This is a genomic window from Staphylococcus simulans (assembly GCF_025561465.1).
In the GTDB taxonomy this organism is placed as follows: Bacteria; Bacillota; Bacilli; order Staphylococcales; family Staphylococcaceae; genus Staphylococcus; species Staphylococcus simulans.
The window spans coordinates 1,022,406-1,036,337 of the sequence record NZ_CP095100.1; the positions used below are offsets into that span (position 1 = coordinate 1,022,406).

The window sequence follows — 13,932 nt, forward strand, 5'->3', positions numbered from 1 at the left end:
AAATTTGAAGTTCTTATTTGTCTTCTTCTAATAATTCTTTCGGTACAGTTGGTTCATCTAAAAACCCTAGGCATGGGTTATACTTAGCTAAGTTTCCAATTTTCTCAAAGATAAAAGCGAATAATTTAAAGATACCATTTAATAAGTCCATTACAATACATCCTTTCTGTTTTTAGGGAAAAATATTGGCAATTGTGAACCGCCTTGTAATGTGATACCTAGCAAAATCATTTGTTGGTAAGCATTAGGAACAAGGAATGAAATTGCAAACATTAATGTTGCAAGAATGATTGCCGTGATTTTCTTTTTCTTAATCAGTCGTGTGGGAATTGGTTGCTTAACTGTAGCAGCAGGTGCATAAATACAAAGTAAAATGACTGCGATTGCTGCAAGAGTAATCATAATGTTGATTGGTACATGATACGTTGCTAAGAGCCATGGCAACATTACGAATAAAACAATACTTTCTATATAGCATGCAAGTGTTGATTTGGCATGCGCACCGTGTGCAAAGTGTCGGATAATAAAATAGCTTAAATGAACAGTTAGTGTGTATAAGAAAACATGGAATAGAAGAGCAAGTCCATAAACGACAATCGTTTTGAAAAGGTTATTGAAAAAGACTTCTAGGCCAAGCTTTATTTTTAAATAAGAGATACGGTCTAGATTGTTTCTTTTTTGAAGGGCTTGAGCCCAACGATCAACCTGCCTGTAAAAAGCCTTTTGCATAGCCTCACTCTCCTCACTGACATTATACAACTAAAAAGGATATTTTATTGATTCATTGCCTAACTGTTCGTTTTTTATTCCAAACTGTAGAAAATCTACTATTATCGTCATTTTAACATATATTTATAGACAGTTATGATTGAAATATCATAAGTTAGGGATTATTTAACATTAAATTTAGAAATGATGTTTTAATGAAGATGTATCACAGAGATGTGATAAGAATTCAGGTAACACATTACATAAACATATCGTGTTTGAAGTCAATGTGGTTACCTTACTTCATCTTAATATTTCAAAGAAATTGGTTTATGGCATCGTTAATATTCTTCGTAGGTCTAACATGCCTTAGACTAACTGATCATCCTATATTGAAAAGAAAGGGGGCAATACACATGGCAGGCGATATCGTAGGCACTATCGGTGAATTCGTGAAATTAATCATCGAAACAGTTCAAAAATTCACTCAAAAATAATTCCTTATTTATTGTCCTTTGAGTATAAGCACTAAATTGTTTAATCCTTAAAGCAGGAATCGGTGTTTGTCCTTGCATTGATTCCTGCATCTCTCATATATGTATATCGGAAATGAAGCGTTCGGTATGCATATCATTGTAGTTAAATTATCGTGAGTAACATTAAATTTATCAAATATCGGTAAATTCACTAAATTTTTTTCATAATTAATAACATCCCCAAAAATAAATAGAAAAATAACTGTAAACATTCCCTTAATAATAAGTAAAACCCATGAGTTCCTCCCAAACTCATGGGTTATTTTTATTGATCATATTTATAAAGGTGAGGGCGTCTATTATCAAAGACAGGAATATTTTGTCGTTGCTGCTTAACTTCATCAAGATTAATATCTACAGTTAAGACTTCTTCTTCAGTTCCTGCTTCGGCTAAGATTTCTCCATTCGGATTAATCACAAGAGAATGACCCGCGTATTCTGTGCCACCATCTTTTTCAAAACCGCAAGTATTACAAGCGATAACGAAGATATCATTTTCAATCGCTCGGCTTTGGAGCAAAGTACGCCAATGATTTAAACGTGCCATTGGCCATTCAGCTACATAGAATAAAATATCTGCACCTTCAATAGAAGGGTGTCGTGCAATTTCAGGGAATCGTAAGTCATAGCAAATGATTTGTGACGCACGCACTTGTTCATTGAGGTTAAAGACATAAGGAACAGTTTCACCGCCAGTTAAGTATAAATGCTCATCTAACATAGGAACGAGATGTACTTTATCATATTGATAAATCAATTCGCCTTGTGCGTTAACTGTGAATGCAGTATTGAAAGTATTGCCTTTTTTCTTATTAGAAACTGATCCAGCAACAATTGTAACGTTATAAGCACGGCTTAGCTTTTGAATGAATGATAGACTCTCTTTTAAATCATCATCTGATAAAGTAGATAATTGTTCTAGTGCGTAACTGTTATTCCACATTTCAGGTAAAACAGCGACGTCTGTATCAGATTCAAGGTGTTTTGAAAATAGTGATTCAATCTTATCTTGGTTAGCTTTCGCATTACCATGTGCAAGATTGAATTGAAATAGTTGAACTTTCATTGATAATCCTCTCCATTCTTTTATTAATATTACTGTACTAAAGTACGTTATGAATTTCCAATATTGATAATAATCTGATATTTAAGTGCTTTATTTGGATTATTACAAATTATTAAGTATATTAACACTTCTTTTCATTCTAATATACATATAGAATTTAAAGATAAGTTCTTATATACTTAAGTTGATTGCTATATTTGATAAAAGGAGGTGCGTTAAAATGAAAAAGAAAGTATACAAAAAATTAACATTGACCATCGCTGCAACTGGGCTGCTATTACCAAGTACAGTAACACATGCCGCAGAACAAGCACAAAATAATCAACAAGTACCTGTTTCAAAACAAACAGAAACAACTAAAACACAATCAGATGGTTTAAATAATCAAAGCGCGCCTGAAGAAGAAACGTTAACTCAAAGTCCGAGTGACACTTCAAATGAAAGTACTTCATCTAGTGTTCAGCCAAACCAACAGAGTGATACTACAACACAAAAAGAAGACCAAACAACAACACAATCAAATAATACATCGACAAATGAGGAGACAAATACAACACAAGAAGACACTTCACAAGATACGACAAAACCTCAACCAAACGATCAACCTGGAGGCAGTTCAACAGGTGCAGAAAGTTCGGACAACCCAAATGACAGCAGTAATAATACTGAAACCAAACCCGAACCTACAAATCCAGAAGAACCAAAACCTGAAGAAACAAATCCAGACGAAAAACCATCTTCAGGCGATAATACAGAAAAACCTGAAGATAATAGTGAAAATAATAAAGGACAAGGTGGCGGTACGATTCCACAAAGAGGAGAGGGCGGTTCACATCCAGTTGAACCGGAACCTGAAAAGCCTGTGCCAGACGAACCAACACCAGAGGAGCCTGAACCAGGAGAACCATCAATGCCAGATGGACCCACTACACCAGAAACACCAGAACAAGCCCCATCAGACAATAATTTACCAAGCAACAATAAATCTGGACAAAATTCATATCAACCGAATCAACAAGTCACGCCAACTTCAAGCTATCATCCATCAGCTGACTATATACCGAACAGTTCTAATTTCGCTTCGGCAACACCTTCTTTAAATGGAGGCTTAAATGAACAGCAAGCTTCGGATGAAGTAATGCCTTTTTCAAATTTAGGTTTAATTGGTGACCGTTATGGCCATTTGATTACAGGGTCATTTAGATATAATCCGTTTATTGTTCATCAAGTGGGTATGATCAGTGATGATACGCAGTCTACTGAAGATGATGTTCATGCAGTGTTGCAACCGCAAAATTTTAGTAATAATAGTAATTTAAATAATTTACAGCAAAGTACGGGCTATTTCAAATATCAGTATTTCAGTCCTATGAGAGCGCAACAATATTATGCAAATCTAGACTTGCAAATTTTAGGATTAGTAACAAGTGACTTAGGCTCAATGCCAGATTTAAAAGAAGTAAAACGAGATAAGCATGCTGAAGCTAAACAGACAACCAAACCTTCAGAAGATACAAAACAAAATGCAGATAAAGCGAAAAAGAAACAAGAAGAAAAAACAACTGATAATCAGAAATACCCACGCTTATTCAACACTTTGTTAATTGTATTCGGGGTTGCATTTATCTGGTGTATTGTATTAATGATTATGAAACGAAAGAAACAATAATATAGTATTTAGATTAGTAACTATATTAATAGAACCTAATTCAAAAAAATCACGCAACAAGTTCGAGAGTAACCTGTTGCGTGATTTTTTAATATCCAATCATATGAAAAATAAATGATACAGATTCTTGCATTTTTTTAAGATCGTCTGCGAATAATAATTGAATGACGACCACGTAACTATTCATGAAGATATGAATTATAATGGGCACGGCAATACGCTTGGTGTAAACATAAAAACCAGCTAAAATAAAGCCCATACCAAAATAAATTAAAATAAAGTTTGGGTCGTTATGTGCCATAGCGAATAATGCTGAGCTGACTGTGCCAGCAATGATAAAACGTATGACTTTATTACCTCTAAGAATATTGAAAATCTCACCGAAGATAACCTTTCTGAATACGAATTCTTCTAAGAAAGGTCCAGCAATTGCCACGAGTACAATAAAAATAGGTGCTTCTTGAATAATTTTCATAATGCCGGTTGTATTCGGGCTTGGCTGATCGATTTTAAATACAAAATGATTTAATAGAGAAGCAATAATTTGATATAACAGTACGACAATGAGCCCTACAATGGCCCAAAGAATGACATAACGTTTTTGGACTTTCGGTTGTAATTCTAAACGTGTTTTGTTTTTGATTTTATAATTCATCCACAAAATTACCAATGCTGCTAAAATCATTAAAATGACTTGTGTGTATGATGTCGTAAGCATAAGTTGTTTGCCTTTAAAATGATCAAACAAACCAGCACGATACAACATCTGTGGACCGAACAATGCAAGTCCATAAACGATCAAGGTTAGGATTGAAAACCATAGTCGTGACATAATGTAACTCCTCCATACTATCTAGTTGCTATATTCATTTTAAACTAAAAGTTTGTGCGAGGAAAATAAAATTCTAATTGCTTGATGTATTGACCAATTTTGATTAATATAGAAAGTGGATTAGCACTCAGGATATGAGAGTGCTAAACAAAACTTGATATGTAAATAAATCAAATATGAAATAAACAATTGCAACAGATTAGAGGAGGAACGACCATGCTTAAACCATTAGGGAATCGCGTGATAATTCAAAGAGTTGAAAGTGAACAAACAACTAAGAGCGGAATCGTATTAACTGATAAAGCGAAAGAAAAATCTAATGAAGGTAAAGTTATCGCAGTCGGACCAGGCAGAACTTTAGATAATGGTACTGTTATTACGCCTGAAGTTAAAGAAGGCGACACTGTGGTATTTGAACAATATGCCGGAAGTGAAGTACAAGTCGGTGAAGACAAATACCTTGTTATCAGTGAAGAAGAAATTCTAGCTATCGTACAATAATACATCAATCATAACAAATAACAGGAGGCTATAAACATATGGCTAAAGAAATAAAATTTTCTGAAGATGCACGTCAATCAATGCTTCGCGGTGTAGATCAACTTGCGAATGCAGTCAAAGTAACAATCGGACCTAAAGGTCGTAACGTGGTGCTAGACAAAGAATTTACTGCACCTTTAATTACAAATGACGGGGTAACGATTGCAAAAGAAATTGAACTTGAAGATCCATATGAAAATATGGGTGCAAAATTAGTGCAAGAAGTTGCGAATAAAACAAATGAAATTGCTGGGGACGGTACAACAACAGCTACAGTACTTGCACAAGCAATGATTCAAGAAGGATTAAAAAACGTAACAAGCGGTGCGAACCCTGTTGGTTTACGTAAAGGTATTGATTTAGCAGTAGGCGAAGCGGTACAAGCTTTGCATGATCAATCTCAAAAAGTTGAAAATAAAAATGAAATTGCACAAGTTGGTGCTATTTCAGCAGCTGATGAAGAAATCGGTCGATACATTTCAGAAGCAATGGATAAAGTTGGTAATGACGGTGTTATCAGTATTGAAGAATCAAACGGCTTCAACACAGAATTAGACGTAGTTGAAGGTATGCAATTTGATAGAGGTTACCAATCTCCATATATGGTAACTGACTCTGAAAAAATGGAAGCTGTATTAGAACGTCCATATATATTAGTGACTGATAAAAAAATCAGCTCATTCCAAGATATTCTTCCATTATTAGAACAAATTGTTCAATCTAATCGCCCGATTTTAATCATTGCTGATGAAGTAGAAGGTGATGCTTTAACAAACATCGTATTAAACCGTATGCGTGGAACATTTACTGCAGTCGCAGTTAAAGCACCAGGTTTCGGTGATCGTCGTAAATCAATGTTAGAAGACATTTCAATTTTAACAGGTGCACAGTTCATCACTGATGACTTAGGTTATGACTTGAAAGATGCATCTATTGATATGTTAGGTACAGCGAATAAAGTGGAAGTTACTAAAGACAATACAACAATTGTTAACGGTGACGGAGATAAAAATTCTATCGATGCACGTGTATCACAAATCAAATCACAAATTGAAGAAACTAACTCAGATTTCGACCGTGAAAAATTACAAGAACGTTTAGCTAAATTAACTGGCGGCGTAGCAGTAATTAAAGTCGGTGCTGCAAGTGAAACAGAATTAAAAGAACGTAAATTACGTATCGAAGACGCATTGAACTCTACACGTGCAGCAGTAGAAGAAGGTATTGTTGCTGGTGGCGGTACTGCATTAGTGAATGTATACAAACGTGTCAGCGAAATTGAAGCTGAAGGTGATGTTGAAACAGGTATTAATATCGTCTTAAAAGCATTAGAAGCACCTGTACGTCAAATTGCTGAAAATGCTGGTTTAGAAGGTTCAATTATCGTTGAAAAATTAAAACATGCAGATCCAGGTGTTGGTTACAACGCAGCTACTGGTGAATGGGTGAATATGTTAGATGCAGGTATCGTAGACCCTACAAAAGTAACACTTGCAGCATTACAAAATGCTGCAAGTGTAGCAGCAATGTTCTTAACAACAGAAGCTGTAGTAGCTAAAATTCCTGAAGAAAATAATGATGCAGGTAACCCAGGAATGGGCATGCCAGGCATGATGTAAGAGATATCATAAATAAAGTAGTTTAATTCATCAACTGCTATCAATAGAAAAGGCGCTTCATTAGTATGTATAGCTAATGAAGCGTCTTTTTTGATAAATTTTACTTAAATATGTGCTTTAAGGTAGGCGATATGTTCTTCACGGGTTGCCCAGCTGGTCGCAAAACGTACAATTTTATGTGTCTCGTTATACTTCTCCCAACAAGTGAATTTTATATATTCACTCAATCTTTCAATTGTTTCATTGTTCATAATAAAGAATTGCTGATTGGTTGGTGAATCTAAATAGAGTTGGTAGCCTTTTTCAACAAATGCTTGTTTTAATTGCATTGCCATATCCACTGCATGTCGACTGATATCTAAATATAAGTTATTTGTAAATAATTCAGCAAACTGAACACCGATTAAGCGGCTTTTCGCAAGTAAGGCACCGTGTTGTTTAACAATAGATGTAAAGTGCCTCGGCTCATTGTTGCTTGTGAAGACAATAGCTTCACCACATAAAGCTCCGATTTTAGTACCACCTATGTAAAAGACATCTGCATATTTGGCAATATCCTTAATATCTAAATCAGCTTCATCACTGACTAAACCATAACCTAAACGCGCGCCATCAATGTATAATGGGATCTCATATGTTTTACACATGTTTGAGATGCTTTCTAATTCTGATTTTGTGTATAAGGTTCCGTATTCAGTAGGATAAGAAATATAAACCATACCTGGATAAACCATATGTTTATAGTTTGAGTCTTCATAGAAGTCATCAATATAATTTTTTACTTGATCAGCAGTGATTTTACCATTGTCAGAAGGTACCGTTAATACTTTATGACCACTGAATTCAATCGCACCGGATTCATGTACACTGATGTGACCAGTGTCTCCGGCAATGACACCTTCGTATTTGTTTAGCATTGCGTTAATTACAACTTGATTCGTTTGTGTTCCACCGACTAGAAAATAAATAGCAGCTTCTGGCATATCGATTGCTTGTCTGATTTTACTGATTGCATCAGCAGTAAATGTATCATTGCCGTATCCAGACTCCTGTACGTAATTAGTTTGAACTAATTTTTCTAAAACTTTTTCATGTGCACCTTCTAGATAGTCATTTTCAAAAGATATCATGGGTCCTTCCTCCAATTCATAGTATTTTTTATAATGCAATTCTAGCTGCAAAGCAAAAGAGGCATAAGTAGTACCAATATTCTGAAAACATTATTTAGAATTCAAGAACTAATGTACCAAAATCACATCTTTTCAAAAGTCTTATACAGTTAGAGAATGTTTTAATAATAATGCGGTTAGTTGATTGTGTCAACTACAAGATAATACTTTTATATTTTAATCTTGCAAAGCTTTGGGCTGTTAATACTGTAAAATAGAGGAGTTATATAAATTATAGCGATTTTTTGACAATTCATATTAAGACAGTATAACAGTCGCATTTTTTAAGTGATCATACATAAAAAAACTCTGATGGACTAAGCAGTCGATCAGAGTTTAGCTTATTATTTATTATTGTTGTAAGTCAGCGATACCTTTTGCGATAGATTCGAACACATGAGGGATATCGTCTTTTTCGATACAGCTGAAAGCAACACGGATATCAGTTTTGTTCAAAGCAATTGTACCGATAGAATATGCTTCGATTAAGTGTTTACGTAATGCTTCCGCATCAACACCTTTAACTTGAATTGCCATGAAATAACCAGAGTTGAAATCATAAGGTGTCCAGTAAGCTTTAAATTGCTCATCATATACCACTGATTTTGTGACTTCATAACGTTCGCGTAAAGTATCGATGTGACGTTGCACATCCGCTTCAAACGCTTCACGATGTTCAGGTTGCAATACATATTGAACTGCACTTTGTGAAGGCATAGGACCGCTTGAGATATTACTACGGATTAAACCTTTAACTTTAGCTTCTAAGACAGCTTTAGTAATTTCATCATTAATACCGAAAGTAATAAAGCCGACACGTAAGCCCCAAGCAAAGAATTCTTTAGTTGCGCCGTCTAATCTCACCGGTAAGATATTTTCTGATTCAAGCTGTGTTAATGCTGAGAATAATGATTGCGTATAAACATCTTCATAGAATAGACCATAATACGCATCATCAACAATTGTAATCACCTTAGTACCGCGATCAGCTAAGTCTTTAATTGCTTTAGCGATAACATCAACTTGATCTGCAGTTGGTGTATAGCCTGTTGGGTTATTTGGGTAATTCAACAATAAGATGACTTTGTCTTGATCATAATTTTCTAAAGCTTCAACAAAACCATCAGTTGTGTAGCGATTTTGTTCATCAAAGATAGAATATGTTTGAATATCAGCACCATGACGCGTATTAAAAATTAATTTATAGTTGCCCCAGTTTTGTACAGGTAATAATAACGTATCACCAGCATTAACGAATAAGTCAGCTAAAATAGATAAGCCATGTGTTAATGCGTTTGTCACGATAGGTCTAGAAATTTGTTTTTGTTCTAGATCAGGATTTTCTTTTAGAATTTTTTCTTCCCATAACGCACGTAATGTTTCTAATCCTTGCGGTGGCGCATAAGGGAAAATTTCATCTGGATCTAGATGTTGGTATAAACCGTAGATTGTATCAGAGTATAATTTTCCATTATCATCTGTCGCCATACCAATTGTTGCGTTATACTTTGTTGCTTTAGCTTCTGCTGATTGAGATAAAATGCCTTTAGGATAAAACATGTGTTTACCTAAGTCAGACAGCATGTCCAATATCACAGGGTTAGATTGTGTAAGTTGCTCATTTAAATCAAGCGCTAATGGATTCATAATAATTCCGCCTCACTTTTTAAAGTCTTCATACATTACTATATTATCTTGAATGAGCTTAAATAGAAAGTAGAGAACGACGATTTTCAGAAAATATGGTCGATTATTCTAAATGTATCCTTAAAAATAGAAAAACTAACCATGAATACCCAATAATTATTTGATATACTGATTATATTTGAGGTGAAAATATTGAAACATTTGACTAAAATTTTTGTGATTATCGCAATTCTAGCGTTTTTAGCTGGTGCTTATTTTCAATTTATTGAAGATGAAGGCGCAAGTATTAAAATGTTTTTAGCGGCCATCATGTTCATGATTTGTGCTTTTATCAGTCGTAATAATGATCGGAAGAAAAGAGAACAGTATAAACGTAAAAAGTAACTGTACAAGTGCATTGTGCAGTTACTTTTTTATTGCTTCTGTGTATATACAATATATACAGAAAAGACTGATTTTTGAGTGATTATGTAAAGATTACGTAAAAATCATAGACACAACTGTTGTATCTGTGTATACTGTGTATATACAGTTAGGGAGGAAGTTAGATGAAAATACTGCTTAAGAATAATAGTGAATATCCGATATATGAACAAATCAAGCAGCAGATTAAAGAAAATATACTCAAAGGTTATATTTCTCCCGGTGATCATCTTCCCTCTATGAGAGAACTTGCGAAAGACTTACGCGTAAGTTTAATTACGACCAAACGTGCTTATGAAGATTTGGAGAAAGATGGGTTTGTGACCACAATCAGGGGAAAGGGTACTTACGTTAAAGAGCAAGACAATGCGATATTGAAAGAAAAGCAATTTATAGTCATCGAAGATTTAACGAAATCATTAGTAAAAGAAGCAAAAACAATCGGTATGCCGCTTGAAGAGTTGAATGAAATCTTAGCATTAATCTATGAGGAGGAAAATGAATGATAGAAAAAGCTATCGATGTACAGTCACTTTCGTATCATCATAAAAACTTCGAGCTTAAAGATATTTCATTTCATGTTCCAAAAGGTTATGTGACAGGTTTCATTGGCGCTAATGGTGCAGGTAAAACAACCATTATTCGTTTATTGATGAACTTGATTCATCGAGAATCTGGATATATTGAAATGCTTGGACATGAAATGCCGAAACAAGAAAGAGAAATCAAAGAACAAATCGGTTTTATTTATTCGGAATTATATTTGAATGAAAAATGGACAATCGAAAAAGTAGAGCGATGTATTGGACCGATGTATCGCAATTGGAATCATGATATTTTTCACCACTACATAGAACGATTTAAACTTCCGCTTAAGAAGAAGATTAAGTCGTTTTCAACAGGAATGAAGATGAAACTTTCCTTTGCGATTGCATTCAGTCATCATGCGAAGTTGTTCATTTTAGATGAACCGACAGCAGGATTAGACCCTATCGCAAGAAATGAAGTACTAGAAATCATCCAAGAAGAACTCATTAATGAAGATGTTTCAGTTTTCTTTTCAACACATATAATTTCAGATATTGAGAAAATCGCAGATCATCTTGTTTATCTTAAAGATGGGCAAATTATCTTCAATGAACCGAAATATGTATTGTTGGATGATTACCAATTAATACGTGGTAGTGTTGAAGATTTGGATGAGGAATTAAAAAGTTACATTATCAATTTGAAAATTAAACAAACGGGTTATGTAGGATTAACGAAAGAAGCGGATGCTTTCAAAGAAATCTTTGGTGACCGAGTAGAAATTTCTAAACCGACCATTGAAGAATTGATGGTTAATGTAGAAAAGGGTGGCTTAGATGAAGCAAAGCTTGGTGAAGTGTTATGAAGACATTGCTCAAAAGAAACTTACTATTAAGAAAATATACTTTAATTGTTTATGCATTGATGATTATACTTGCGCCAGTTGTATTGCCATTGATTAAAGGTGATTCGGTATGGAGTGTTATTATTAAAAATATCTTTGCGGCGCTTGTTATGTTTATCATTATTTTTGATAGCGGACAAGTCTTCAGATTGCAATTTAAATTAGGCGGTAATAAAGCTTATTACTTCAATCACAGCTTACCTTTTTCAGCACGTCAGCAGTTAAATACACATTATTTAACAACACTCTTGTTAGCATTAGCAGGTGCAATCGTGTTGATTGTGTATAATGACGTGCCGCAAGGTGCAGAGATTAATAGTATTGAACTGATGACGCCTTTGACATTTATCGCAATTAACCTTTTGGGTCACGCACTCGCTTTCCCCAAAAGTTCTGAAGTCAGAAGGGATTTTATTCCTTATTGGGGCTATATCGTTGTTGCGAATATTGTTGTACCGATTTTAATCGCAATTGGTTTCTTGTTGATCGCAGTTGTGACAGAACGTTTTGATATGATGTCAGACAAGATGGTGGAAGTTTATATCAATAGGTTTGTGCTTTGGTCTGGCTTATTATGTATCGTAATTTTTGTAGGAACATATTTTTATCAGCTTAAAAAAATTAATTCAAATCAATAGTCATTTAAAAGGAGGTCTTTTGATGAAACTTGAACATATTACAAAACAATACGGTTCTAACAAGGTATTAGATAATATTGATTTTAAATTTGATCAAAGCCGTATTGTCGGTTTGATTGGGAAAAACGGTGTAGGTAAAACGACATTAATGAAAGTCATGAACGGCAACATTATTAATTACTCAGGAAAGGTAAATTTAGGTCCTGATGAACGCGTCGGTTATTTAATTGAGCACCCTAAACTTTATGATAATAAATCAGGCTTATATAATTTGAAAACCTTTGCGCAAGTCTTAGGTAAAGGCTACGACAAAGCTTATGCACAAAGTATTATTGATGCATTCGGCATGGCGCCTTATATCAAAAAGAAAGTCAAAAAATACTCTATGGGTATGAAACAAAAACTTGCGATTGCAGTGTCATTGATGAATAAACCGAAATATTTAATTTTAGATGAACCGACAAACGGTATGGATCCAGATGGTTCAATTGATGTGCTTGAGACCATTCAGCGATTAGTTAAAGAGTTAGATATGAAAATTTTGATTTCGAGTCATAAATTAGAAGACATTGAATTAATTTGTGACCGTGCAGTGTTCTTAAGAGATGGCCATTTTGTACAAGATGTGGATATGGCGAAAGGGACACCGACAGATGTGACAGTCTTGGAATTAGGAAAAGACTTATCAGATGAGAAATTTAAAGAGGTTTTAGATTATTTGACGATTCATTTCAGTATCTTACAAAGTCATAAAGATTCTGGTGAAATTTCATTAAAATCAATCAAAGATTACAAAGAATTATTAAAAGGACTTGCAGGATTAGACGTCTTCCCAGAATACATTGAAACACGTAAACAATCATTACGTGATACGTACTTCAATATTAATCAAAGAGGTGAGAAAAAGTGAATCTATTCCAACTCGTAAAACATGACATTATCAGTATCTTAAGAAGTCCATTAACGTATTTAGCACTTATTTTAACATTACTTCCAATTATCGGGATGACAGCATTGATTAATCAACAAATGCATAAAGTAGATGGAGATATTATTATGGCCATGGGTAGCTGGTTCTTCTCTATAGTTGGATTACTGTTTATGATTAAAACAATCACAAGAGATATCTCTCAAGGTACGATTCAATTATATTTAAACAAAACGAGCAATCGTATAAAGTATTTTATTGCGAAAGTCTTATCTATCGCATTTATCGCGATTTTAATCACAGTGCTTTTAGATGTGCTTGTTTTAATTATTCAAGCCGTTACAAAAGGACCTGATGTGAAAGATGAGAAGATGTTGCAGATTTTATGGTTCTACTTTATTTTCTTATTATTCTTTGGTCTGTTGTTATTCTTGGTAGCGTTAATCGTGCCAAAACCAGCATTGATTTATGCTTTAGGTATATTCTTAGTTTTGATTGTGCCATTTGCGGAACCATTTCTACCTATGATTCCAAAAATTGGTGATGATATCCAAAAAGCATTGAAGTATATTCCTTTCAGTTATTTAACGAACAAAACAACGACAGGGGACTTCAAATTCAGTAATTGGCAATGGTTTATTTCAGCGGCTTCGATTGTTGTCTTATTTGTTGCTAATACGCTATACATTACAAAAAAAGATATTTAATCAAAAAAGCCGGAATGC

The 13,932-nt window shown here is 34.2% G+C and carries 16 protein-coding genes; 10 read left to right on the plus strand and 6 right to left on the minus strand.

Annotation, left to right across the window (positions count from 1 at the left end; translation table 11 throughout):
- Positions 1–13: 13 nt before the first annotated feature.
- Together agrD and MUA87_RS04555 are read right to left on the minus strand one after the other, a co-directional pair.
- Entirely contained in the window at positions 14–151 is a 138-nt protein-coding gene (gene agrD / locus MUA87_RS04550; RefSeq protein WP_023015908.1) for a cyclic lactone autoinducer peptide AgrD, read from the minus strand.
- Positions 151–729: an accessory gene regulator AgrB gene (locus MUA87_RS04555; RefSeq protein ID WP_262551338.1), complete on the minus strand. Its 579-nt coding sequence runs from the start codon at positions 727–729 to the stop codon at positions 151–153. The genes agrD and MUA87_RS04555 overlap by 1 nt, the downstream gene beginning before the upstream one ends.
- A gap of 311 nt (positions 730–1,040) precedes the next feature.
- On the opposite strand from MUA87_RS04555, the gene MUA87_RS04560 reads away from it, so the two are divergent.
- Complete coding sequence (locus tag MUA87_RS04560; protein ID WP_158257062.1) at positions 1,041–1,205, plus strand: delta-lysin family phenol-soluble modulin; 165 nt, start codon at positions 1,041–1,043, stop codon at positions 1,203–1,205.
- Between the two features lie 304 nt (positions 1,206–1,509).
- Here MUA87_RS04560 and MUA87_RS04565 read toward each other — a convergent pair whose 3' ends face one another.
- Positions 1,510–2,310: a carbon-nitrogen family hydrolase gene (locus tag MUA87_RS04565; protein ID WP_105978620.1), complete on the minus strand. Its 801-nt coding sequence runs from the start codon at positions 2,308–2,310 to the stop codon at positions 1,510–1,512.
- A 220-nt stretch (positions 2,311–2,530) separates the two neighbouring features.
- On the opposite strand from MUA87_RS04565, the gene MUA87_RS04570 reads away from it, so the two are divergent.
- Positions 2,531–3,979: an SdrH family protein gene (locus MUA87_RS04570; RefSeq protein WP_262551339.1), complete on the plus strand. Its 1,449-nt coding sequence runs from the start codon at positions 2,531–2,533 to the stop codon at positions 3,977–3,979.
- 88 nt (positions 3,980–4,067) lie between these two features.
- Here the strand turns inward: MUA87_RS04570 and mroQ are convergent, their stop codons facing one another.
- Entirely contained in the window at positions 4,068–4,811 is a 744-nt protein-coding gene (gene mroQ, locus MUA87_RS04575) for an intramembrane glutamic endopeptidase MroQ (protein ID WP_262551340.1), read from the minus strand.
- A 216-nt stretch (positions 4,812–5,027) separates the two neighbouring features.
- Between mroQ and groES the strand changes: the two genes are divergently transcribed.
- Positions 5,028–5,312, plus strand: a complete 285-nt coding sequence (groES, locus tag MUA87_RS04580; protein ID WP_002481716.1) for a co-chaperone GroES — start codon at positions 5,028–5,030, stop codon at positions 5,310–5,312.
- A 38-nt stretch (positions 5,313–5,350) separates the two neighbouring features.
- Entirely contained in the window at positions 5,351–6,970 is a 1,620-nt protein-coding gene (gene groL, locus MUA87_RS04585; protein ID WP_262551341.1) for a chaperonin GroEL, read from the plus strand.
- Positions 6,971–7,074: 104 nt separating this feature from the next.
- Here the strand turns inward: groL and MUA87_RS04590 are convergent, their stop codons facing one another.
- The gene (locus MUA87_RS04590) at positions 7,075–8,100 is read right to left on the minus strand and encodes a threonine aldolase family protein (RefSeq protein WP_002481714.1); all 1,026 of its coding nucleotides are present in this window, start codon (positions 8,098–8,100) and stop codon (positions 7,075–7,077) included.
- Positions 8,101–8,490: 390 nt separating this feature from the next.
- Positions 8,491–9,786 carry an aminotransferase class I/II-fold pyridoxal phosphate-dependent enzyme gene (locus MUA87_RS04595; protein ID WP_023015890.1) on the minus strand — a complete coding sequence of 432 codons (1,296 nt, stop codon included), beginning with the start codon at positions 9,784–9,786 and terminating at the stop codon, positions 8,491–8,493.
- A 192-nt stretch (positions 9,787–9,978) separates the two neighbouring features.
- On the opposite strand from MUA87_RS04595, the gene MUA87_RS04600 reads away from it, so the two are divergent.
- The 6 genes from MUA87_RS04600 (at position 9,979) to pmtD (ending at position 13,914) form a co-directional block, all read left to right on the plus strand.
- A complete protein-coding gene (locus MUA87_RS04600) occupies positions 9,979–10,170 on the plus strand; it encodes an SE1626 family protein (RefSeq protein WP_002481712.1) in 192 nt (63 codons plus the stop codon).
- Positions 10,171–10,334: 164 nt separating this feature from the next.
- Complete coding sequence (pmtR, locus tag MUA87_RS04605; RefSeq protein ID WP_002481711.1) at positions 10,335–10,715, plus strand: PSM export ABC transporter transcriptional regulator PmtR; 381 nt, start codon at positions 10,335–10,337, stop codon at positions 10,713–10,715.
- Positions 10,712–11,602, plus strand: a complete 891-nt coding sequence (pmtA, locus tag MUA87_RS04610) for a phenol-soluble modulin export ABC transporter ATP-binding protein PmtA (protein WP_023015889.1) — start codon at positions 10,712–10,714, stop codon at positions 11,600–11,602. The genes pmtR and pmtA overlap by 4 nt, the downstream gene beginning before the upstream one ends.
- Entirely contained in the window at positions 11,599–12,279 is a 681-nt protein-coding gene (gene pmtB / locus MUA87_RS04615; RefSeq protein ID WP_060803978.1) for a phenol-soluble modulin export ABC transporter permease subunit PmtB, read from the plus strand. The genes pmtA and pmtB overlap by 4 nt, the downstream gene beginning before the upstream one ends.
- 22 nt (positions 12,280–12,301) lie before the next feature.
- Positions 12,302–13,189, plus strand: a complete 888-nt coding sequence (pmtC, locus tag MUA87_RS04620) for a phenol-soluble modulin export ABC transporter ATP-binding protein PmtC (RefSeq protein WP_262551342.1) — start codon at positions 12,302–12,304, stop codon at positions 13,187–13,189.
- Positions 13,186–13,914, plus strand: coding sequence for a phenol-soluble modulin export ABC transporter permease subunit PmtD (gene pmtD, locus MUA87_RS04625; RefSeq protein ID WP_057510883.1), 729 nt, complete (start codon positions 13,186–13,188; stop codon positions 13,912–13,914). Before pmtC ends, pmtD begins: the two co-directional genes overlap by 4 nt.
- Positions 13,915–13,932: the final 18 nt, after the last annotated feature.